Genomic DNA, 21,397 nt, shown 5'->3' with positions numbered 1-21,397 from the left:
AATATTTTATATAAAGGTGCTGAAAGCCACTTTTTACAGCTCGGTAAAAAACAAGGTATAAGCCTATAAAAAAGTTAACATATTGCATATTATTTCCGATAAAATTGATATAGAAAAACCTAGAAAAGGAGTTCTTGCATTGTTATACCCATATAAAGGAAAAACCCCTCAAATAGCTGAAACAGCATTCATTGCCGACTATGTCACGATCTCTGGTGATGTGCAAATCGGTGGTCAATCAAGTGTATGGTTCAACACCGTTATCCGAGGGGATGTAGCGCCGACCGTTATCGGCAATAAAGTGAACATCCAGGATAATTCCGTTCTTCATCAAAGTCCCAACAATCCGCTTATTATTGAAGATGAAGTTACTGTTGGCCATCAAGTCATCCTGCATAGCTGCAAGATCAGAAAGAAAGCGCTGATAGGAATGGGCTCCATCATTCTCGATAATGCCGAAATCGGAGAAGGTGCCTTCATCGGGGCTGGCAGCCTCGTTCCCCCCGGCAAAGTCATTCCACCGAATACCCTGGCATTTGGAAGGCCCGCTAAAGTGGTGAGGGAGCTGAATGAACATGATATAAGCGAGATGAAAAGAATTTCAAGGGAATATGCCGAAAAAGCACAAATATATAAAGAAATGCAAGACTGATTAAAGATATTTTTAAGATTCAAAAGGTGGTATCATGTTACTTTTTATTATCCCAGGCTCAATAATATTCTTATTTCTTTTAATTATCTGCCTCCGGTGGATGTCCTCCCGCCACCGATTATTGCTTTCGATTATCTTCATTCTATTAGTGTGCACTTCATCGGTGTCTTTCATTTATTTAAAAGGAACTTTTGCAAAAGAGCAGACGGTGTATCATTATCCAGAAACAGCATCTGACACTAACAATCATGAACTGATAAAAATTAAAAACAAAGTATTATTGAATGCATCGGTCGTTACCCAATATCCCCAGCTTGCAAGGGGCTGCGAAGTCACAAGCTTGGCGATGCTCCTCCAATATGCAGGAATAGAAAAAGCAGACAAAATGAAACTAGCTGAACAAATTGCCAAGGATCCTTCCGCTTATTCAAATAAAAATGGAAGCGTCCGCTTTGGAAACCCAAACACCGGATTCGTCGGGGATATATACACATACTCAAAACCGGGTTACGGGGTCTATCATGGCCCCGTCGCAAAACTGGCTGCACGCTATTTAGGAGATATGGTAATTGATTTAACCGGATCTTCCTTCGATATATTGAAAATGTACCTATCTGCCGGAAAGCCGGTATGGGTCATTACGAATACCGATTACAAGAAATTGCCTTCTGCATATTTTCAAACTTGGCAGACCCATGAAGGGCCGATAAAAGTAACATTTAAAGAGCATTCGGTCCTGATCACAGGCTATGATGAACACTATATTTACTTCAACGATCCATTGACCGGACAAAAAAACAAAAAAAAACCCAAGGACGCTTTCATTTCATCCTGGGTTCAAATGGGCAGTCAGGCTATCTCCCTCAGTATTAATTAGAGCGGGAAGCTGCTGCCTTTTTTAATTTATATTCGTTTTGAAAATCATACTTATCTTCCATATAAATTCCATGCCATATCATGAACACAAGTACAGTCCAGATTTTTCGGCTGTAATCCGCTTTTCCTTGACAATGTTCTTCCAACAGATTCAATACATACTGCTTATTGAGTATATGGTCTGTCTGGCTTTCGCGAATGATGTTTTTTGCCCAATCATTCATTTCATCCTTCAGCCAATGGCGGATAGGCACAGGGAATCCTAATTTTTTCCTCGTCAGTACGTGCTCCGGTACGACTCCTTCAGCAGCCTTCCGTAAAATATACTTTGTCGTTCCATTAGCCGTTTTAAGGCTTGTTGGAATCTTTGAAGCTACTTCGAAAACCTTCTTATCCAGGAACGGCACGCGCAATTCCAGGGAGTGGGCCATCGTCATTTTATCGGCTTTCAACAGAATGTCTCCCCTGAGCCATGTATGGATATCGATATATTGCATACGATCAACCGGATCATAGCCAAATGTCTCGGAATAGAACTGCTTCGTGATTGACGTATAGTCCAATCCGGATTTATATTCGGTAAGCAGTTCTCTCTTTTCGCTCTCAGAAAACATTTTTGCATTTCCGATATACCGCTCTTCCATCGGCGTCACACCGCGTTCGATAAAGCTCTTCCCTTTAACACCTTCCGGCATCACTTTGGCAATCGAACGAAGCAATGACTTTCCGGCTTCAGGGATTTTATTGAACATCTCAAGCGATTGAGGTTCCCTGTAAATATTGTAGCCACCGAAAAGTTCATCCGCTCCTTCACCTGAAAGAACGACCGTTACGTGCTTTCTAGCTTCCCGAGCTACGAAGTATAATGGTACACAAGCTGGATCCGCCAATGGATCATCCATATGCCACATGATCTTTGGCAGTTCCTTCATATACTCTTCCGGTGTGATCACATAACTGATATTTTCTACTCCAAGCTTGTCGGCCGTTTCTTTTGCAACATCTATTTCACTAAAGCCATCGCGTTCAAATCCGACAGAAAATGTTTTGATGGCAGGATGATATTCCTTTGCAATCGATGCGATGATAGACGAATCAATTCCCCCTGAAAGGAAAGATCCAACCGGTACATCGCTTCGCATATGCATGTTGACCGAGTCGAACAGGACATCCTTGATTTGCTTGACAAATTCACCTTCCGATTTCATCACCGGATGGAAGGCAGCTTTCCAATAGCGCTGAATATTAAGGGGCTGGCCCAATTTCTTAGTGAAATAATGCCCAGGTTCCAACTTCTCGATCCCAACGGACATCGTCTTCGGCTCTGGTACATACTGATAGGTCATATAGTGCTGGACTGAATCGTAGTCAAGCACATCGTTTTCCATCGCCAATAAGATACTTTTCTTTTCGGATGCAAAGAAAGTACGCCCGCCATCTTGTGTGTAGAAAAATGGCTTGATGCCGAAATGGTCGCGGGCACCGAAAAGAACCTGCTCTTGTTTGTCCCAAATGACAAACGCAAACATGCCGCGAAGCTTTTCCACAGCTTTTTCTTTCAGATGGCTGTAAAGGGCGATGATGACTTCGGTATCAGAAGACGTCTCGAATGTGAGTCCTTCCTTCAGTAATTCCTCCCGAAGCTCAACATAGTTGTATATTTCTCCATTAAAAATGATCCAATAGCGTTCATTTTCGTAAGTCAACGGCTGATGGCCAGCCTCTAAATCGATGATGCTCAAACGTCTGAACCCGAACTGAATATGTTCATCCGCAAAATAGCCGTCATCATCCGGGCCGCGGTGGGTAATAATATTATTCATATTTTCAAAAAGCTGTCGGTCCTTCTCGCTAAGCTCAACAGCTTGATCATGTACACATCCAATAAAACCGCACATTATGTATGCACCTACTCCATTAATCGTTTTTTATTTAGAACATTTCCATATTACAGAAAGACCATTCATTCGGCAACAGTCTAAAGACTTGCTAAAATATTTCTACAGACTATCTAATAGTATCATCTTTTCCCCTAATTTGCAGTGTTCAACCCCATTTTATCCTAAGGCAATTTAAGGGAGGCAGTATATATCTTTATTATACGAAAAAGAGAAAGTGGAGTTGCATAATAACATGCAACTCCACCAATGACTACTATATCTTATGGACTAATAAAAATTATTTAGATAGTGCTTCTGTTTTCAATGCTTCCGCTCTGTCCGTTCTTTCCCATGGCAAATCTAGATCGTTTCTGCCAAAGTGTCCATAAGCAGCTGTCTGCTTGTAAATCGGACGGCGAAGGTCGAGCATTTTAATGATTCCTGCAGGACGTAGGTCAAAGTTATTTCTTACTACGTCTACAAGATTATCTTCATCAACTTTTCCAGTACCAAATGTTTCTATTGAAATGGAAACAGGCTGTGCAACACCGATTGCATACGCAAGCTGAACTTCAACCTTTTCAGCAAGACCTGCTGCAACGATATTTTTTGCGACATAGCGTGCTGCATATGCTGCCGAACGGTCCACTTTAGTGGCATCCTTACCAGAGAATGCACCACCACCGTGGCGTGCATAGCCACCGTAAGTGTCAACGATGATTTTTCGGCCAGTCAATCCGGCATCCCCTTGAGGTCCGCCGATGACGAAACGGCCAGTAGGGTTAATGAAATACTTTGTTTGATCATCGATCAGTTCTTTCGGAACGACCGGATCAATCACGTATTCCTTTAGATTGCGTTTAATTTGTTCCAAAGACACTTCCGGATGATGCTGTGTGGAAATGACGATTGTATCGATGCGGACAGGTTTGTCATTTTCATCATATTCTACAGTCACCTGTGTCTTCCCATCAGGACGCAAATACGGAAGAATTTCTTCTTTGCGCACTTCTGTTAAACGTCTTGCAAGTTTATGTGATAAAGATATAGGAAGCGGCATCAATTCTTTTGTTTCATTGCAGGCGAACCCAAACATAAGTCCTTGGTCACCAGCTCCGATTGCTTCGATTTCTTCATCTGTCATTTGCCCTTCACGTGCTTCAAGCGCCTGGTCAACTCCCATGGCAATATCTGCTGATTGTTCATCGATGGAAGTCAGGACCGCACAAGTTTCAGCATCAAAGCCGTATTTTGCACGGGTATATCCAATATTTGTAATGGTTTCGCGAACGATTTTCGGAATATCCACATAAGTATTTGTTGTGATTTCACCTGATACCAATACCAAACCAGTCGTCACGGATGTTTCACAAGCGACTCGGGCATTGGGATCTTTTGCGATGATTGCATCTAGAATGGAATCTGAAATTTGGTCACAAATTTTATCCGGATGTCCTTCTGTCACGGATTCAGATGTGAATAAACGGCGTTTTTTTGACATCAATGTTCCTCCTTAAAAATTAGCAGAGCGAGGAGCCTTTTGCAAAATGCATTGGGCGAAACGATCTGCCGTAAGTTCGTTTCACGGTACTCATTTCCCTTAGTAGTATGAAATAAACCCCAATATATTATCAAACCAGGCATTTATGTCCATGCATGCTAAGACGCGAAATGTTTTATACAAAAGAAAAAACCTTCCCTTTGTACAATGTGAGGAAAGGTTTTGATTACGTCATCGAGCCTTTCACTCTTATCGTTCAAGGTTTGTACCTTGCGTCAGATTAGCACCTTCTCTCGGAAAAATACGTCGTATGAACAAATGCATATGCTTGCCTTTGAGCACGGCATACATTCTTCGTTGCATCGATCGTTTCAAGCTCGAGCAGGTTGCTGGGTTTCATAGGGTCTGTCCCTCCACCAGCTCAGGATAAGAGTATCCGTTCAAGGTAAAATCATAACGAACTCACTTATTTATGTCAATATGTTTTCATATATTTCCTAACCTTATCGTTTAATTAATACAAGTAATCGTATAGGAATTAGATTTATCTACTAAATTTTGATCGTTCCCTTACATTTCGTCAATGGTTCAGGATTAATCTCTTGGGATATGACCGGCACTAGTGTTAAAATCATAATAAACCGTACACGATCCAGGCTCAATGCCCGGATGCTTTCACAAAGATTGTTGTGTAAACGATATCATACTTTAATTGTGAATGAGGCGGAGGAGCAAGGCTCCGAGGGATCACTGCCGCACGTCCCTCGGAAAGCGGGCATTCTTCCGGAGATCAACCATACTCAACCTTAAATAATTACCAACAAACTTTACGAAAAGTGACTATATAATTGAAAGTTTTTACAAATGATACAAACAAAAATAATCAAGAAATAATACATATATAGTATAGACTAATTGAATCAATGTGTTATACTATTTCTTGAGTCAACATAAAGGTTCAAAATTTAGATAAAGGAAGGTTAATACTGTATGAGTTCAGTAAGCATCTCAAATAAATTATTGGAACTTTTAAACGGTCATAACATTCAAATGCAGCTTTCTGTTTCACAATTAGTCGAAAAGGTCCTTAATCGCAATGAAGGGATTTTGACTTCATCCGGAGCAGTTCGTGCAGAGACTGGGAAATATACAGGCAGATCGCCTAAAGATAAGTTCGTGGTGGAAGAACCATCCACAAAAGATAAAATTGACTGGGGCAGCGTGAATCAGCCGATTTCATCAGAAGCCTTTGACAAGCTTTATAATAAAGTCATTTCATACTTAAAAGACAAAGAAGAAGTATTCGTCTTCAAAGGATTTGCAGGTGCAGATCAAAAATACCGCCTTCCCATCCAAATCATCAATGAGTATGCTTGGCATAATCTATTTGCCCACCAGCTATTCATTCGTCCAAATGAGGAAGAAGTCAAGGAACATGATTCGGAATTCACCGTCATTTCAGCGCCTACTTTCAAAGCGGACCCTGCGGAAGATGGGACCAATTCAGAAACATTTATCATCATTTCTTTTGAACGCCGCATCGTCCTGATCGGTGGGACGGAATATGCAGGTGAAATGAAAAAATCCATTTTCTCCGTGATGAATTATATGCTGCCTGAAGCGGACATCCTTTCCATGCATTGTTCCGCCAATGTTGGCTTTGAGGGAGATGTCGCCTTATTTTTCGGACTTTCCGGCACCGGCAAAACAACATTGTCAGCAGATCCAAACCGGCGATTGATCGGGGATGACGAGCATGGCTGGTCTCCCAATGGTGTCTTTAATATAGAAGGCGGATGTTATGCCAAATGCATTAACCTTTCTGAAGAAAAAGAACCGCAAATATTCAATGCCATCCGTTTTGGCTCCGTATTGGAGAATGTCATGGTCGATCCACATACAAGAGTTGCGGATTATGATGATACGTCGTTAACGGAAAATACCCGTGCAGCTTACCCACTGCAATCGATAGACAACATCGTGGACCCAAGCATCGCAGGGCAGCCAAATACAATCGTCTTCCTTACTGCGGATGCCTTTGGTGTATTGCCGCCGATCAGCAAGCTTTCGAAGGAACAAGCTATGTATCATTTTTTAAGCGGTTACACATCTAAATTGGCTGGCACGGAAAGAGGCATCACTTCACCGCAGGCAACGTTCTCCACTTGCTTCGGATCACCATTCCTGCCCCTTCCTGCTACTAGATATGCAGAAATGATGGGCAAGAAAATCGATGAACACAATGTGCAAGTATTTTTGGTCAACACAGGATGGACCGGAGGAGAATATGGAGTGGGCAGCCGTATGAAGCTGAGCTACACCCGCGCCATGGTCCAAGCCGCTCTCGAAGGGGAATTGAACCATGTGGAAACGGTGAAGGATGAAGTCTTTGGATTATCCATCCCAGTCCATGTACCGGGTGTCCCGGATGAAGTTCTTCAGCCGCAAAAAACATGGCAAAATCAAAATGCCTATCAAAACAAAGCACAGGAACTATCCGATAAATTCAAAGAAAACTTCAAAAAGTTCAATAATGTCCCTGCCGACATTGCTGAATTAGGCGGACCGTTAAAATAAAATATGATAAGAAACCAGGCAACCAATGATTGGTTGGCACAAGGGTATCGAGACCGTCTCTCGATACCCTTTTTTTATTCTCATTCAACTGAAAGGGGAAACTGCTTTGCGGCACATCTGTCACCTTAATTAAGTAGATATGATTCCCTATGTATGCCTATACGAAATAAGCTGGACCCTGACGACGATTTTGTTGCCCATCACGAGCCTAAACATAATTAACGGGCACCAGATGCTGGATCTGATTCCCCTCATCAGCCAAAATTAATATAAGGGGAAACCGATATCCAACAATGCATTAAATTTTAAAAAAACTGCAGGCAAACTCGATATTACTCGAGTTTGCCTGCAGTCAGCACTATTTTTACGCTATTAATTCGTTGAGTATAAAGAAATCAGCTGATAGGAAAGAATGGTTTGATTATCTTCCCATTTAATTTGTTGAATCACGGCAATCCCTGTTCCTTCTCCATCCTTCGAACGTTTCACTTCAATTGGAATGTCCATCGGATATAAGCGATAGCCTTCTTTCACCAGTGTAAATAAATTATCTTCAAGCCTTCTTTCCAATCCTTTAGTCACAATCATGGTATTTAATTCGAGCGGCATCCCCATGGTTCTTCTACTCCTTTATCAATCTTAATTCTTATCCTATCATGCATGTGTTTGTTTTTTCATCCATTTTGTAAGTTCTTTTACAACTTTCCGATTAATTTTTGGCGGAAAATAGTGCGTAAACTCATGGAAAAGCCATGTTTCATGATTTTTTTCCAACTCTTTCAACCTTTTTTCCAGGCGCAAGGAATGTTCTACCGATACATTTAGATCCCGAACGCCATGGATGATCAATACCGGGGCGAGGAGATGTTCCAATTCGAATAATGGCGTCCTTCGTTTGTATTCACCAGGTACACGAGCTGGAGTTCCGCCAATGACACGCTTCATCATCCTTCGCAGGTCCTTTCTTTCTTTATACGTGAGAGCCATATCTGAAACCCCTCCCCAAGTGACAACAGATGCTGCTTCCTGCCTTCTGATAGCTGTCAGGAGGGCCATCACCCCACCTCGGGAAAATCCGAAAAGATGCACTTTTCCTTTGCGGACCCTTGGATGTCCACGAAGAAGATCAAAACCTGAAACAGCGTCATTCATATCTTCTCCGGCAAAGTCCTCATTTCCTTCTCCCCCTTCATTCCCCCGATAAAAAGGGGCAAACACAATGAATCCCTCTGAGGCAAATTGTGCAATCCTTGCCGGCCTCACCATGCCTACACGCTTTATTCCTCCCCTTAAATACAAGAATCCATCATATGTATTTTCATCCGCTGGTTCTGCCAACAGGCCCTTCACTTTCAGTCCATCCGAAAGATAAGTCATCAAAAACAAACGAACTTTCGGATTAGGGGACGGAAAAGCGTGCTTGGAAACAATGAGGTATGTTTCATGCATTTCTTCACCCCCTTAAATTTTTTCTGGGCATTCACACATTTCTCAACCTGCTCATACGATACCATATCCAATTATTAGGCTCATATCATCTAAGCCAATTGATAAAGAAAGCAAAGGAGGATTTATAAATGAATCGATGGCTGAAAAGAAGTTTTGCACTGCTGCTGGCATTTGTATTGGTATTTTCCATTTCAGCATGCAGCGAGAAAAATTCAAAGACAGCTCTTAAAAAAGTACGTATTGCAGAAGTCACACGATCCATCTTTTATGCCCCTCAATACGTAGCAATCGAAAAGGGATTCTTTAAAAAAGAAGGTCTTGATGTAAGTGTCACGACAACTGCAGGCGGCGATAAAACGATGACCGCCCTCTTATCCGGTGGAGCTGATGTTGCATTGGTCGGATCGGAAACAAGCATTTATGTGTACGCACAAGGTTCCAGCGATCCTGTCATTAATTTTGCCCAGCTTACTCAGACTGACGGTACATTTCTTGTATCCAGGAAAAGAATTGATGATTTCCAATGGGATCAATTAAAAGGCTCGACATTCCTTGGGCAAAGAAAAGGCGGAATGCCGCAAATGGTCGGAGAATTTGTTTTGAAAAACCACGGAATCGATCCACATAAGGACCTAAATCTGATCCAAAACATCGATTTCGCCAATATCGCCAACGCCTTTGCTTCCGGAACGGGTGATTACGTTCAATTATTCGAACCGACTGCATCCGTTTTTGAAAAAGAAGGAAAAGGATATATCGTGGCTTCATTCGGCAAGGAATCCGGCCATGTTCCATATACGACTTTCATGACGAAGCAAAGCTACCTAAAAAAGAATAAAAGCACCATTGAAAAATTCACGAAAGCCATTTATGAAGCTCAGCAATGGGTACAGTCACACAGCGCTTCCGAAATTGCCAAGACCATTCAGCCTTATTTTGAGAACACCGATTTAGCAACAATCGAAACGGTGGTCGACCGCTATAAGTCGCAAGGGTCCTTTGCCACAGATCCAATCTTGGATGAAGAAGAGTGGAATAACCTTCAAAACATTATGAATGAAGCGGAAGAGCTTCCTAAACAGATTCAGCATGATACCCTGGTCAATACTGAAATCGCCAATAAAGTCATTAAAAAATAAGGAGGCAGTTCCGCCATGAGCTTCCTGAAAATCGATCATCTTCACCATAGTTATTTTACCCCAAAAACCGCGGTTAAAGCGCTTGAAGACATCTCATTTGAGGTTAAGGAGGGAGAGTTCATCTCTTTCCTTGGCCCAAGCGGTTGTGGAAAAACAACACTGCTTTCGATCATTGCCGGATTAATGGATGCAACAAATGGAACGATAACCTTTTCGAACAATGATCGAAAGGGTTCTACAGGCTACATGCTGCAGCAGGATTACTTGTTTCCATGGAAAACGATCGAAGAAAACATTCTATTGGGCCTTAAACTAATGAATAAATTAAATGATGAAACAAAAACAGAGGCATTGAAGCTGCTCGCAAATATGGGGCTTGAAGGCGTGGAAAAGCAATATCCCCGTCAACTATCTGGAGGCATGAGGCAGCGGGCGGCACTGGCACGGACATTGGCCGTCAATCCGAAACTATTGCTGCTTGATGAACCTTTTTCAGCTTTGGACTACCAAACCAAACTAAAACTCGAAGATTTAGTTTTTCAAACGCTTAAATCCTTTAGAAAAACCGCAATCCTGGTCACACATGATATCGGGGAAGCCATTGCAATGAGTGATCGGATCCTGCTGTTTGCCGCAAAGCCTGGAAGATTGCATAAAACTTTCATCGTTCCGGAAGAAATGAAGACGTTGACACCTTTTGAATGCAGGAACCATCAATCTTATTCAGGCCTTTTCCAAATGATATGGAAGGAGCTGGAGAGCCTTGAAATCAACTATCAACGAGACGGAGCTCCTTCATGAGCAGTTTCTATTCAGCATCAAAAAAGAAAAAAAGTGGGTAAGGATCTACCAGCTGCTCATTTTCATCCTTTTTTTCGGGTCATGGGAATTCGCCAGCCGGGAAAGATGGATCGATCCACTCATCTTTAGCTCGCCAACCAAGATATGGCACCTTTTATTGGTTAAAATAAGCGATGGAAGCTTATTCAACAACTTATATGTGACAGTGGGAGAAACAGTCTGCGGATTTTTACTTGGGACACTCCTTGGCACCATTCTGGCAGCAGTATTATGGTGGTCTCCATTCTTATCCAAAATACTGGACCCTTATTTGGTCATATTGAATGCAATGCCAAAAGTGGCATTGGGTCCTATTCTCATTGTTGCACTTGGGCCTGGACTATCATCGATCATCGCCATGGGGACGATCATATCTGTCATCATCACAACCATCGTTGTCTATACTTCCTTTCGGGGAGTAGATCCAAATTACATGAAAGTGCTCCAGACTTTTGAAGCAAACAGATGGCAAATTTTTAAAGAATCGATTTTGCCTGCATCTTTTCCGACGATCATCTCGACACTGAAAGTCAATGTGGGACTCTCCTGGGTGGGGGTGATCGTCGGTGAATTCCTCGTTTCCTCTAGAGGATTGGGATACATGATCATTTATGGATTTCAGGTTTTCAATTTTACGCTTGTCCTGTTATCCCTACTCCTAATCGCCGTATTCGCCACAATCATGTATCAGCTGGTGGAGCTGTTGGAAAAAGCACTGATCAAGGATGAACAAGAATAATGACACTTGGTGATCGATCACCAAGTGTTTATTTTTGGCTCTTTTCGTGAAGTTTACTGGTATTAATAAAGGTTGAGTGGTGTTGATTCCCACTGCAGGATGCTCGCATTCCGAGGGGCCTCACCTGACCCGATGATCCATCCGGAGTCTTGCACCTTCCGCTCCACGCAACATCAATGATGTAATATATTAAGTAGCTGTAAAAATGAATGCTTTGAGAAAATAGACTTGTTATTTGTCAGTCCCCGAGTGAAATTAATTATGCTTTAAAAGCCCGCGCTTATTTAATTGTTCCAAAGTCCGAATGAGCACCATATCCTTCATGTTAAAGCTGAATCTTCCCTCTTGAACGACCGATAAAATATCGCTCATAAGGATGGGGCCATTCGTTTCGAGGTAATCTTCTTTTGATTGTATTTCACGAATGGATGCAAAGAATATAGCCTTAACAAAACTCTTTCGTGGAGGAGTTTGTGCCACTCTATATTCACCCATATAAACGAGATTTCCTACTATTCCCCCTGTTTCTTCAAATACCTCCCGTTCAGCTGCCTGCTCTATTGTTTCAGTTGCTTCCTGCTTCCCCCCGGGAAACTCGATCCCCCGCTTTGGATGATCGGTCAGCAGCCATTGATCACGGTAGCGGCAAACGACAAACACATGCGTAGGTGATTCCACAAAACGATTTTGATCAAAGGTCAATGTAACCATATTGCCATTCAAATCATAGAATTTTTCCATTTTTTTACTCTAATCTCCCTTGGTGAAATATGCTACTATTATTAATGAATTCCATTTTTTTCTGAAACTGAGCATTTTGTTGTACTATGTCAATTTTTGGGCCAAAAAGACTATTCATGATTTTATTGAAACATTTTCCTTCTCAATCCGTAAAGATAACTGTACGATTCAAATCGCCGATTTCATTTACTTTATTAAAGGAGTGTTCAAATTGAAAAAACTAACTTCAGCATTCATCATGCTGATGCTGATCCTTTCATTGGCCGCATGCGGGGAAACTGCAAAGAATGTAGATTCAAAGGACGCAGCCTCCCCTAAAAAAGATGATAAAAGTAATTTAACCTTAGCACAAGTATTTCAAAAATCATTGGATGCATCCAAAAATGTAAAAAGTATGTCTGGAGATATGGATTTAACCCAAAAGATTCAAAGCGGGGAACAAGCACAGCCAATCAACTCGACTTCCCATATCGAAATGGATGTCCTCATTCAAAAGCCAATGTCCATGCATCAAAAGATGTCCATACAAATGGATGGAAACACCGATGCCAACGCTAATCAAAGCTATGAAACTGAAACTTACTTGACGAAAGATGGATTCTTTATGTATGATCCGACCCAGCAAAAATGGATGAAAATGCCTAAGGAATTTTCTGATCAAATATTGCAGATGTCTGATTATCAAACAAACCCTGGAGAGGAATTAAAGAAGCTCCAGCAATATGCTGACGATTTCTCATTTGAACAGGACCATGAACACTTCATCTTAAAGTTGAACGCTTCAGGTGACAAATTCAACAGTCTGATCCAGGATTCCATGAAAAATCTTCCTGAACAGCTTAAAGGGAATGAGGAAAACCTCAAAAATATCAAGTTTAACAAAGTCAATTATGAAATATATATCAACAAAGAAACTTTCTTAACAGACTCACTCAATGTGACAACCGACATGGAAATGAACGTAAATGGACAAAGTGTAAATGTAAATCAGGAAATAAAAGGTGCTTATAAAAATTATAATAAAATCAGCACGGTCGAAGTTCCGCAAGATGTGTTGGACAATGCACAGGAAGTACAGTTTTAACTAAAGCAAAACGCCGGGAATGCATTCCCGGCGTTTTATTCATCCTTGGTTGGATTCACATCTAAAATCCCCATTGATTCAATATGATTTCTCGCTTCTTCATCCCCAAGGTCGTGGATCATTTGGTACACTTGCTGAAGATTGCGGTCGTAAGCATCATTTTCCCGGTCGTAATGGTATTGAATATACGGAACATGTGATCTAAAGAAGCCTTGCTCATCAGTTGCGTAATTGGAATCAAATATCTCACGCAATTTCGTTATTTCTTCATCTGTTGCTTCAATTTTAAAATTCCATGGGGAATCGGTTGAACTTGAAGAGATTTCTCCACTTCCCACTTCGATATAATATGTTCGCTTTTGATCACTCACGATAACACCTGCCTTTATGACTGATACCTTTCTTTTGCCACAAAGGTTCGGTTTTTATTCTTTGTTGTTTGATCGGTTTTTTAATGCCTGAATCTTTTCCAAGATGGAAGGCGGCAATGGCAGACCTGCCTTCCCCGCATTTTCTAGTATGGATAATATTTCATTGCACAAATAAAAGATGACTGTTGCATTACGGATCATTTCACCTGTTGATAAAACAACATCGATAAAGTGGGCAGCCACGACTATGCTAAAAATGATTATCTTTCTTAATATACCTTTGAAACCAACTTCGCTTGACAATTCCCCATTTATCATCCCCGCAATTAACCCAGTAATATAATCAATGATGACAGCGACCAGCAACATAGGGATCATTGAATTCGAATCTCCGAATAGTGTAGAAGAAATAGCACCGGACAATGATATCAATGGCACGATGAATTTTCCCAGAATACCCCCGCCTTCCTAGTGTGTATGATTACTTTCATTGTTGTAGGGTATAAATAAAGTAAAACCTTTTGTTTATTTCTACATAATATGATTTAAATCGAAAGATGTATAAATGTTTGTCCTTATGCACACACACATTTTCATAGAAAAGGAGTCAGAAAAGACAATGAGGCTGGTGGATGAATTATTTGCAATCTATAGAGACCGCTTATCAGGGGATGAGGAAGATTTAGATACGATTACCTTTACCGTACTGGAGCATTATAATAGGGAAGAACTTATGACGATAGTTGGGGATATGAGAACGGATGAACTTCAATATTTCATCCGTCAATATTTACTGGAAACATTGAAGGAAAAGTTTGCACGCAAAGAGGGAAAAAGCATCGATCCCAATTATATTAAACACTTGCATTAATACAAATAGGGACTGAATGAAATGCTGCCATTCAGTCCCTGTTGGGATATTACCCTTTCAAGTCAATGGAATTCCCTTTATATGGGTGAGGTGCTGCCGGAGTCATCTTATCGAGCATGACGACTGCCTGAGCAGTTTGGGTGGCCATCTGGCTTTTCAATAAATTCAGATTCAGCGTGTGCCTTAATTCCGACACTTGCTGACCCATTAAAGCAGAAACGTTCACATTCATACCTCCTTTGTACAATTTTACCAAAATTTCGACAAAATGATATCCGTCCATTGAACGATTCAGACATTATTTGCCACTATCTACTTAATACGTGGTAAAATATCTCTTAAAAGAGAGAGTTATCAAGGAGGCTCTTAGTATGAACACCACAGTCTTAATCATCCTGATCATTGCCATCATCATAGTCTTTGTCGTCCTGCTTCTTTCCGTTCTTACGACTTCAAAAGCCTACAAGTATAAACACACCATAGATCCCATCAAAGATAACCCTGATTTGAAGAGCGATGAAAACAGCGTCGGAGATCCTGAAGTGGATGAAAGTGATCAAACTGAATAAAACACTGCACCACAAAAAAGCTGCCCCAGAGGAAGTTCCCTTGGGACAGCTTTTTTTGGATTATGCAAATACTTGCTTCAAATCTTCTTTGCTTTGTTCAAGCCAAAAACGCATCAAGTTCTTTGCACCTTCTAAATCATGCAATTTCGCCTGACCGCATTGTTTTTCATTGGCAGCAGGGATATCAGTGATTTCAACTGCACTTTTCATAGTTGCTTCGAGCAAATCAATGATCTCTTCCACTTCCGGCTCACCACTCACGACAAGATAGTAGCCTGTTTGGCAGCCCATAGGCGAGATATCGATAATATCAAAATGATCATAGCGATCAGCAAATTCACGAATGTTGAATGCTAGCAAATGCTCAAGTGTATGAATCGCATCTGGCTTCATTGCCTGCTTATTAGGTTGGCAAAAGCGAATATCAAATTTATTGACAACACCGTCGCTGCCTACTTTATGAACACCACAATGGCGTACATATGGCGCTTTCACCGCATTATGGTCCAATTCAAAACTTTCGACTGAAGGCATTGATTCCTCACTCCTTTTATTCTAATATCTTCATGTATTATTATAACACACATTAAATTCCTAGTATATTTATATGATTAATCAATTTTTAAGTGAGAAATATCTCATGATATAATGAAAATGAAGTTAGGAGAGAAGAAAAGATGTTAAAATATATCTTCATTAAATTGATCCGTGTTTATCAAAAGTTCATTTCACCGATAAAGCCTCCGAGTTGCAGATTTTATCCAACTTGTTCACACTACGGGCTCGAAGCTGTGCAGAGATTCGGCGCCATCAAAGGCGGTTGGCTTGCGATAAAAAGAATATCCAAATGTCATCCAATGCATCCAGGAGGTTTTGATGACGTACCAGAACAATGGCCAGGCTTCCTAAAAAGCAAGAAAAAATAAATTCTTGCTTTTTTTTGTGTGTTTTTGTATGATTAACAATGTTAAATCGGAATGATTCTTATTATTCGCTTTTTAAATCGGAATGATTACGTTTCACTTTGGAAGGAGTCACTTTATGCGTGTATTAAAACTAATACTTTCGATATTGATAATAATTTCATTATCAGCCTGCAGTGAACAACAGAAAAATACAGCCTCAAAAAAGAAGAAAAATCACTTGGACATCTATACGACAGTTTATCCCATTCAAGAATTCACAAAATTAATCGGTGGAAAGTATGTAACTGTCAACACTATTTATCCTCCAGGTTCAGATGAGCATACGTTTGAACCATCTCAAAAGGATATGATGAATCTCGCAGATTCAGATTTATTATTTTATGTGGGGCTTGGCCTTGAAGGATTCGTAAATAAATCTGAACAAACGCTGAAGGATGAAAATGTAAAGCTGGTGCCGCTTGGTGAAAAAATCAACCTGGACGCTCAGCCAGCAGAAAATAAAAATGGCGACGTCAATCCACATATTTGGCTTGACCCTATATATGCAAAAGAAATGGCCAAACAAATCACCAAAACACTTTCATCAGAAATGCCGAAGCATAAAACTGAGTTTGAACAAAATTATGATAAGCTTGCGGCTAAATTAGATCAACTCGACTCCGACTTTGCCAAAATGGCAAGTCAGGCAAAACATAAAGAATTTATCGTTTCACATGCAGCATACAGCTACTGGGAAAGCCGCTACGGGTTGAAGCAAACATCTGTTGCAGGCATTTCGACTTCGGATGAACCATCACAGCAGGATCTGAAAAAAATTGTGGAGACAGCAAAAAAAGCACATCTCAAATATATCTTATTTGAACAAAACGTCCCTTCACGACTGACGGATGTGGTCAAAAAAGCAGTCGGAGCACAGTCGCTCACACTCTATAATCTCGCCGTCTTAAATGAAAACAACATCAAAAATCATGATGACTATTTCAGTTTGATGAGAAAAAATATCGCTACACTGAAAAAAGCTTTAAATTATTGAACGGGGTGTAATGGTTTTACATCCCATCCAGTAAACGGAGCATGGATTCTTTCGTCCATGCTCCGTTTTTTTGTGTGGTCGAAACACAGCGGAGTGAGCAGGCAGCATTTTATTCCATCCATGCATAAAAAGAGGGAATTTGTGGACAATAAGGAAATACTATCGAATAAAAAAGGAGTATTTTCCGATGGATGATTTGACGATTGCCCGATCTCTATTTGGTACGACTATGGCTTTTCATATCATTTTTGCCACACTTGGTGTAGGGATTCCTTTAATGGTCCTTGTTGCAGAAATTCTTTATCAAAGAACAAAGGATGCTGAATATGCCATCATGGGAAAAAGATGGACACGCGCTTTCGCTGTTTTACTCGGTGTCGGCATTCCCTCCGGAACGATCGCAGGTGTGCAGTTATCACTCCTCTGGCCCGGGTTCATGGAGGTTATCGGAAGAGTCATGGCGCTACCATTTCAAATCGAGATGTATGCTTTTTTCATTGAAGCACTATTTATGTCGATTTACGTATATGCAGCCAACCGGATTCTACCATGGATGCGAATCCTCAGTCTCGTCCTCGTGGTGATCGGCGGCCTTGCCTCAGCAGTATTGATTACAAATGTACATGCATTCGAAGGAACACCTGCAGGCTTTAAAATCGTCAATGGCCGCATCACGGACATAGATCCATGGGCTGCTTTTTTCAACCCAAGCTTTTTTGTGACAGCTGGACATGTCGGACTGTCCGCTTATGTGACCGGAGCATTCACGATTGCGTCGGTATCGGCCTATAAAATGTTGAAGTGTGACTTCGGAAGCAAGATCTATAAATTCCATCACAAAGCACTGATGCTGTGCCTTTTGACAGGCGGAATCTTCGCATTCCTGACTGCGATCAATGGTCATGAATCCGCCCAGGGGCTTCACGAATACCAACCGGAAAAACTTGCAGCTGCAGAAGGATTATTTGTGACACAGTCACATGCACCATTGGCTATAGGCGGTTTCACCGATCGTAAAAGCGAAGAAGTGAAATGGGCGATCGAGGTCCCTTGGGCCTTGAGTTTCCTGGCCGGAAATAGCTTCGATACCGAAGTGAAAGGATTGCATGATTTTCCGGAAAATGATTGGCCACCACTCTTCGTGCATACCCTTTTCAACGCCATGGTGGGAATCGGAAGTTTATTGATTTTAGTTGCTTTGGCTGCATATGTCTGGAACAAATTGATGAAAAAAGAACGATTTTTAAAATGGATGCTCTGGGTTTTTGTATTTACCGGCCCTCTTGCCATCCTGGGAATTGAGTTTGGATGGATTTTTGCCTGTACTGGAAGACAGCCATGGACGATCTATCATATTTTAACGACCGCCGACTCGGTTACCACCTCCGGGAATATCGCGACGCTCTTCGCACTGTTTACCGGGATGTATCTCATTTTGGGAATTGCAGTAGTATTGGTATTGCTTTATTACTTCAAAAGGCATCCAGCAGAAAAAGAGCTTGAAAATGAAGATGATGCAGGTGTTTCCATTTACACATAGAAAGGGGAAAGAAGGATGACGAATGCGCTCATTGCCATTACAATACTTTGGGGATTTGTTTTCATTTATGCAGTAATGGCGACAATGGACTTTGGAGCTGGGTTTTGGTCGATGGTTTATTATAACCGGGATAAAACCAAAGCAACCAATATCGCCAACAGGTATCTTTCCCCTACCTGGGAAGTCACGAATGTGTTCATTGTCAATATCGTCGTTGGGGTTTACAGTCTTTTTCCTGGTGCCGCCTATACACTCGGCACCGTTCTTTTGATCCCTGGAAGCATTATTTTGCTTCTTCTCTCCATACGAAGCGCTTTCCTGGTATTCTCACATGTTGCCGATGACTACAGAAAAATTTTAACCTATATCTCTGGCATATCCGGCATCATTATCCCGGCATTTTTGATCAGTGTACTGCCTGTTTCTCACGGAGGTTTTGTGGATTTTACAGATGGCAAGCATATCCTACTTCTCAAGGATCTTTTTACAAGTCCGAATGAATATGCGTTCATCGCCTTCGCCATATGCAGCACACTTTTTCTATCCTCCCTGCTTCTAGCTGATTATTCCAAAGCGGCAAAGGAAAGGGATGCCTATGAGGTCTATCGGAGAGATTCGATGATACTTGGCCCAATCACCTTGGCGTCTGCATTTTTAATCATGCTCACATTAAGGACAGAGTCGACTTGGCTTTATGAAAAAATGATGGATCACCTGCCACTGCTGCTGACATCGCTTTTCTTTTTCATCGTTGGCGGCCTTGCCATCTATTTGCCTAAGGACAAAAATGGCATCAAAGGTTATCCACGCCTGGCCGTGATCTCTGTCACCCTTCAATATATGATCGCCAGCTACGTATACGGGCATGCCCATTTGCCTTATTTTATTTATCCGGGTCTGACGATAGAATCAGGGTTTACCGATCCAAGTTCATTCAGGGCAGTATTCACCATTTACATTGTCGGATTCCTTATTCTATTTCCGGGATTCGTGTATTTTTGGAGTTTATTCATGAAAGACAAGCGATATGTGCGTCAAAAAACAGAATAGTCCCAACCCTTTCCACTTATGAAGTGATGACAGGAGTATACAATAAGAATGTATCATCATCTTCAAAATAAGGAGTGGATCATCTTGGCACAAGACGTGTTATGTGAAGTTCACAATTGCAGTTATTGGAAAAACGGCAATAAATGTGGGGCTGATCAAATTTACGTTGTAAGCCACACAGGGAACCATGCCGATGATTCCTATGAAACAGATTGTAAAACATTTGAACCTAAGCTGTCATAGAAGAAAAAGGGGCTCACAAGTCGATGTGAGCCCCTTAGTTATTAAACAAATAAAATCGATAAAACGTTCTCTCGATTCTTTTTTGTCTTCATATCTTTACGCTGCAGGCGGTAAAGAAATAATTTTCAAGAGAACTGCTCTGTGGCTTATTTATATGATCAGACGGCAATTTTATGAATTTATATCCGATTCAATTTTTCCTTCAATACCGTGACTTCTTCAAGTCTTTTCTCATTGATATCAAAACCGATTCCCGGTTTCATCGGAGCCGTCACTTTCCCATTGACTACCTCGATTGCTGGTGTAATGATATCTTCTTCCCAAAACCGACTTGAGGAAGACAGATCGCCCGGCATCGAGAAACCTTCCAAAGTGGACAAGGCAAGGTTGTGCGCCCTTGAAATTCCAAATTCGATCATTCCTCCACACCATACTTTAATTCCATTGTGCAGGCAAAGATCATGAATTTGTTTAGCCGGAAGAAGACCTCCGACACGTCCGATCTTTAAATTCATTACCTGGCAGGCCCCGAGCTTAATGGCACTTTCAGCATCATGAAAGGTCACTATGCTTTCATCCAGGCAAATAGGGGTTTCAACTTTCTGCTGCAGTTCAGCATGATCGACAATATCATCCACCCCCAACGGCTGTTCAATCATTAGAAGATTGAACTGACCTAAGGCCACTAACTTATCAATATCTTCCAGTGTATATGCTGAATTAGCATCGGCCATGATGTCCAGGTCAGGGAATTTCGCCCGGATTCTCTTTAATAGATCAATATCCCGCTCCGGAGAAACCTTAATTTTCACCCGTTCATAACCTTGATCCACATACTGATGAATCTGAATAATAGCTGCTTCTGCCGAGTCCGCTGCCACCACTACCCCTGCCGGAACCTGCTGATTGACTCCACCCAGCCATTGCCATAAAGGGATGTCTTGCTTCTTTGCTTCTAAATCGCATAAAGCCATATCCAGCGCTGCCTTGGCCATATGGTTCCGCCTGATAGGATGGAACCTTTTGTGAAATGCTCTTGGGCTTGTTATCATTTCTTTCAGCAGTTGAGGGACAAGCACGTCTTTAAGCATATGAAAGCAGGTTTGGACGGTTTCTTCTGTGTACCATGGTGTGGTGAAAGCGACCGCTTCCCCATAGCCCTTCAATCCAGTTTCATCAACCACCTCTACAATGATCCCTCTCCTTTTTGAAACCTTTTCAAGATGGGTAATAAAAGGCTGCTTCAAAGGCATTTCGATAACGTGAAGATTTATATGCTTAATCATCATTCTGCCCCCTTTACCTTCGACTCCAAT

General features: G+C 41.4%; 24 protein-coding genes and 1 riboswitch. Of the genes, 14 read left to right on the top strand and 10 right to left on the bottom strand.

The annotated features are described in order from the left end of the window. Positions 1-139 precede the first annotated feature (139 nt). Positions 140-652, top strand: coding sequence for a gamma carbonic anhydrase (locus D9X91_RS00255; RefSeq protein WP_121678556.1), 513 nt, complete (start codon positions 140-142; stop codon positions 650-652). Positions 653-815: 163 nt separating this feature from the next. After that, positions 816-1,529 carry a C39 family peptidase gene (locus D9X91_RS00250; protein ID WP_325050482.1) on the top strand — a complete coding sequence of 238 codons (714 nt, stop codon included), beginning with the start codon at positions 816-818 and terminating at the stop codon, positions 1,527-1,529. Here the strand turns inward: D9X91_RS00250 and asnB are convergent. After that, a complete protein-coding gene (gene asnB, locus D9X91_RS00245; protein ID WP_121678554.1) occupies positions 1,522-3,426 on the bottom strand; it encodes an asparagine synthase (glutamine-hydrolyzing) in 1,905 nt (634 codons plus the stop codon). The genes D9X91_RS00250 and asnB overlap by 8 nt on opposite strands. Positions 3,427-3,706: 280 nt before the next feature. Next, complete coding sequence (gene metK, locus D9X91_RS00240; RefSeq protein ID WP_121678553.1) at positions 3,707-4,909, bottom strand: methionine adenosyltransferase; 1,203 nt, start codon at positions 4,907-4,909, stop codon at positions 3,707-3,709. Between the two features lie 246 nt (positions 4,910-5,155). Beyond that, a riboswitch (SAM riboswitch) is annotated at positions 5,156-5,342 on the bottom strand. Between the two features lie 557 nt (positions 5,343-5,899). On the opposite strand from metK, the gene pckA reads away from it, so the two are divergent. Then, the gene (pckA, locus tag D9X91_RS00235) at positions 5,900-7,486 is read left to right on the top strand and encodes a phosphoenolpyruvate carboxykinase (ATP) (protein WP_121678552.1); all 1,587 of its coding nucleotides are present in this window, start codon (positions 5,900-5,902) and stop codon (positions 7,484-7,486) included. Between the two features lie 372 nt (positions 7,487-7,858). Here pckA and D9X91_RS00230 read toward each other — a convergent pair whose 3' ends face one another. Together D9X91_RS00230 and D9X91_RS00225 are read right to left on the bottom strand one after the other, a co-directional pair. Continuing rightward, on the bottom strand, positions 7,859-8,101 hold the full coding sequence (locus tag D9X91_RS00230) for a DUF2584 domain-containing protein (protein WP_121678551.1): 243 nt from the start codon (positions 8,099-8,101) through the stop codon (positions 7,859-7,861). 39 nt (positions 8,102-8,140) lie between these two features. After that, positions 8,141-8,935 carry an alpha/beta hydrolase family protein gene (locus D9X91_RS00225; RefSeq protein WP_121678550.1) on the bottom strand — a complete coding sequence of 265 codons (795 nt, stop codon included), beginning with the start codon at positions 8,933-8,935 and terminating at the stop codon, positions 8,141-8,143. Between the two features lie 128 nt (positions 8,936-9,063). Here D9X91_RS00225 and D9X91_RS00220 point away from each other — a divergent pair, with 128 nt between their 5' ends. Genes D9X91_RS00220 through D9X91_RS00210 form a run of 3 tightly spaced genes read left to right on the top strand, consistent with a single transcriptional unit; the run spans position 9,064 to position 11,653 of the window. After that, positions 9,064-10,074, top strand: a complete 1,011-nt coding sequence (locus tag D9X91_RS00220; protein WP_121678549.1) for an ABC transporter substrate-binding protein — start codon at positions 9,064-9,066, stop codon at positions 10,072-10,074. 15 nt (positions 10,075-10,089) lie between these two features. Further along, on the top strand, positions 10,090-10,875 hold the full coding sequence (locus tag D9X91_RS00215; protein ID WP_121678548.1) for an ABC transporter ATP-binding protein: 786 nt from the start codon (positions 10,090-10,092) through the stop codon (positions 10,873-10,875). Further along, the gene (locus D9X91_RS00210) at positions 10,838-11,653 is read left to right on the top strand and encodes an ABC transporter permease (RefSeq protein ID WP_121678547.1); all 816 of its coding nucleotides are present in this window, start codon (positions 10,838-10,840) and stop codon (positions 11,651-11,653) included. The genes D9X91_RS00215 and D9X91_RS00210 overlap by 38 nt, the downstream gene beginning before the upstream one ends. A gap of 255 nt (positions 11,654-11,908) precedes the next feature. On the opposite strand, the gene ytkD is transcribed toward D9X91_RS00210, so the two are convergent. After that, the gene (ytkD, locus tag D9X91_RS00205) at positions 11,909-12,394 is read right to left on the bottom strand and encodes an RNA deprotection pyrophosphohydrolase (RefSeq protein ID WP_121678546.1); all 486 of its coding nucleotides are present in this window, start codon (positions 12,392-12,394) and stop codon (positions 11,909-11,911) included. 211 nt (positions 12,395-12,605) lie between these two features. Between ytkD and D9X91_RS00200 the strand changes: the two genes are divergently transcribed. Then, the gene (locus tag D9X91_RS00200; RefSeq protein WP_121678545.1) at positions 12,606-13,478 is read left to right on the top strand and encodes a DUF6612 family protein; all 873 of its coding nucleotides are present in this window, start codon (positions 12,606-12,608) and stop codon (positions 13,476-13,478) included. 35 nt (positions 13,479-13,513) lie between these two features. On the opposite strand, the gene D9X91_RS00195 is transcribed toward D9X91_RS00200, so the two are convergent. Next, the gene (locus tag D9X91_RS00195; protein WP_121678544.1) at positions 13,514-13,849 is read right to left on the bottom strand and encodes a hydrolase; all 336 of its coding nucleotides are present in this window, start codon (positions 13,847-13,849) and stop codon (positions 13,514-13,516) included. Positions 13,850-13,903: 54 nt separating this feature from the next. After that, positions 13,904-14,287, bottom strand: coding sequence for a phage holin family protein (locus tag D9X91_RS00190; RefSeq protein ID WP_148709031.1), 384 nt, complete (start codon positions 14,285-14,287; stop codon positions 13,904-13,906). Between the two features lie 181 nt (positions 14,288-14,468). Here D9X91_RS00190 and D9X91_RS00185 point away from each other — a divergent pair, with 181 nt between their 5' ends. Next, entirely contained in the window at positions 14,469-14,720 is a 252-nt protein-coding gene (locus tag D9X91_RS00185) for a DUF6154 family protein (protein ID WP_121678542.1), read from the top strand. A 49-nt stretch (positions 14,721-14,769) separates the two neighbouring features. Here D9X91_RS00185 and D9X91_RS22395 read toward each other — a convergent pair whose 3' ends face one another. Next, a complete protein-coding gene (locus D9X91_RS22395; protein ID WP_158598198.1) occupies positions 14,770-14,946 on the bottom strand; it encodes a hypothetical protein in 177 nt (58 codons plus the stop codon). A 145-nt stretch (positions 14,947-15,091) separates the two neighbouring features. On the opposite strand from D9X91_RS22395, the gene ytzI reads away from it, so the two are divergent. Continuing rightward, a complete protein-coding gene (ytzI, locus tag D9X91_RS00180) occupies positions 15,092-15,289 on the top strand; it encodes a YtzI protein (protein WP_121678541.1) in 198 nt (65 codons plus the stop codon). Between the two features lie 60 nt (positions 15,290-15,349). Here the strand turns inward: ytzI and D9X91_RS00175 are convergent, their stop codons facing one another. Continuing rightward, positions 15,350-15,823, bottom strand: coding sequence for an S-ribosylhomocysteine lyase (locus D9X91_RS00175; RefSeq protein ID WP_121678540.1), 474 nt, complete (start codon positions 15,821-15,823; stop codon positions 15,350-15,352). Positions 15,824-15,966: 143 nt separating this feature from the next. On the opposite strand from D9X91_RS00175, the gene yidD reads away from it, so the two are divergent. The 5 genes from yidD (at position 15,967) to D9X91_RS00150 (ending at position 20,081) form a co-directional block, all read left to right on the top strand. Beyond that, a complete protein-coding gene (gene yidD, locus D9X91_RS00170) occupies positions 15,967-16,215 on the top strand; it encodes a membrane protein insertion efficiency factor YidD (protein ID WP_121678539.1) in 249 nt (82 codons plus the stop codon). 115 nt (positions 16,216-16,330) lie between these two features. After that, the gene (locus D9X91_RS00165) at positions 16,331-17,248 is read left to right on the top strand and encodes a metal ABC transporter solute-binding protein, Zn/Mn family (protein WP_121678538.1); all 918 of its coding nucleotides are present in this window, start codon (positions 16,331-16,333) and stop codon (positions 17,246-17,248) included. Positions 17,249-17,435: 187 nt separating this feature from the next. Beyond that, the gene (locus D9X91_RS00160; RefSeq protein ID WP_121678537.1) at positions 17,436-18,788 is read left to right on the top strand and encodes a cytochrome ubiquinol oxidase subunit I; all 1,353 of its coding nucleotides are present in this window, start codon (positions 17,436-17,438) and stop codon (positions 18,786-18,788) included. A 15-nt stretch (positions 18,789-18,803) separates the two neighbouring features. After that, positions 18,804-19,838, top strand: coding sequence for a cytochrome d ubiquinol oxidase subunit II (locus D9X91_RS00155; RefSeq protein ID WP_121678536.1), 1,035 nt, complete (start codon positions 18,804-18,806; stop codon positions 19,836-19,838). An 84-nt stretch (positions 19,839-19,922) separates the two neighbouring features. After that, positions 19,923-20,081, top strand: a complete 159-nt coding sequence (locus D9X91_RS00150; protein ID WP_121678989.1) for a DUF1540 domain-containing protein — start codon at positions 19,923-19,925, stop codon at positions 20,079-20,081. 179 nt (positions 20,082-20,260) lie between these two features. Here D9X91_RS00150 and menC read toward each other — a convergent pair whose 3' ends face one another. Next, entirely contained in the window at positions 20,261-21,370 is a 1,110-nt protein-coding gene (gene menC, locus D9X91_RS00145; RefSeq protein ID WP_121678535.1) for an o-succinylbenzoate synthase, read from the bottom strand. Positions 21,371-21,397 lie beyond the last annotated feature (27 nt).

Origin of the sequence: Falsibacillus albus (assembly GCF_003668575.1) — a bacterium.
Lineage (GTDB): Bacteria > Bacillota > Bacilli > Bacillales > DSM-25281 > Falsibacillus > Falsibacillus albus.
This window is presented reverse-complemented; position numbering and strand designations above follow the sequence as displayed.

What these genes read in the sequence shown, in the direction of transcription:
- asnB (WP_121678554.1), bottom strand. Translation starts at nt 3,426, where the DNA reads ATGTGCGGTTTTATTGGATGTGTACATGATCAAGCTGTTGAGCTTAGC.
- metK (WP_121678553.1), bottom strand. Translation starts at nt 4,909, where the DNA reads ATGTCAAAAAAACGCCGTTTATTCACATCTGAATCCGTGACAGAAGGA.
- pckA (WP_121678552.1), top strand. Translation starts at nt 5,900, where the DNA reads ATGAGTTCAGTAAGCATCTCAAATAAATTATTGGAACTTTTAAACGGT.
- D9X91_RS00230 (WP_121678551.1), bottom strand. Translation starts at nt 8,101, where the DNA reads ATGGGGATGCCGCTCGAATTAAATACCATGATTGTGACTAAAGGATTG.
- D9X91_RS00225 (WP_121678550.1), bottom strand. Translation starts at nt 8,935, where the DNA reads ATGCATGAAACATACCTCATTGTTTCCAAGCACGCTTTTCCGTCCCCT.
- D9X91_RS00220 (WP_121678549.1), top strand. Translation starts at nt 9,064, where the DNA reads ATGAATCGATGGCTGAAAAGAAGTTTTGCACTGCTGCTGGCATTTGTA.
- D9X91_RS00215 (WP_121678548.1), top strand. Translation starts at nt 10,090, where the DNA reads ATGAGCTTCCTGAAAATCGATCATCTTCACCATAGTTATTTTACCCCA.
- ytkD (WP_121678546.1), bottom strand. Translation starts at nt 12,394, where the DNA reads ATGGAAAAATTCTATGATTTGAATGGCAATATGGTTACATTGACCTTT.
- D9X91_RS00185 (WP_121678542.1), top strand. Translation starts at nt 14,469, where the DNA reads ATGAGGCTGGTGGATGAATTATTTGCAATCTATAGAGACCGCTTATCA.
- ytzI (WP_121678541.1), top strand. Translation starts at nt 15,092, where the DNA reads ATGAACACCACAGTCTTAATCATCCTGATCATTGCCATCATCATAGTC.
- D9X91_RS00175 (WP_121678540.1), bottom strand. Translation starts at nt 15,823, where the DNA reads ATGCCTTCAGTCGAAAGTTTTGAATTGGACCATAATGCGGTGAAAGCG.
- yidD (WP_121678539.1), top strand. Translation starts at nt 15,967, where the DNA reads ATGTTAAAATATATCTTCATTAAATTGATCCGTGTTTATCAAAAGTTC.
- D9X91_RS00165 (WP_121678538.1), top strand. Translation starts at nt 16,331, where the DNA reads ATGCGTGTATTAAAACTAATACTTTCGATATTGATAATAATTTCATTA.
- D9X91_RS00160 (WP_121678537.1), top strand. Translation starts at nt 17,436, where the DNA reads ATGGATGATTTGACGATTGCCCGATCTCTATTTGGTACGACTATGGCT.
- D9X91_RS00155 (WP_121678536.1), top strand. Translation starts at nt 18,804, where the DNA reads ATGACGAATGCGCTCATTGCCATTACAATACTTTGGGGATTTGTTTTC.
- menC (WP_121678535.1), bottom strand. Translation starts at nt 21,370, where the DNA reads ATGATGATTAAGCATATAAATCTTCACGTTATCGAAATGCCTTTGAAG.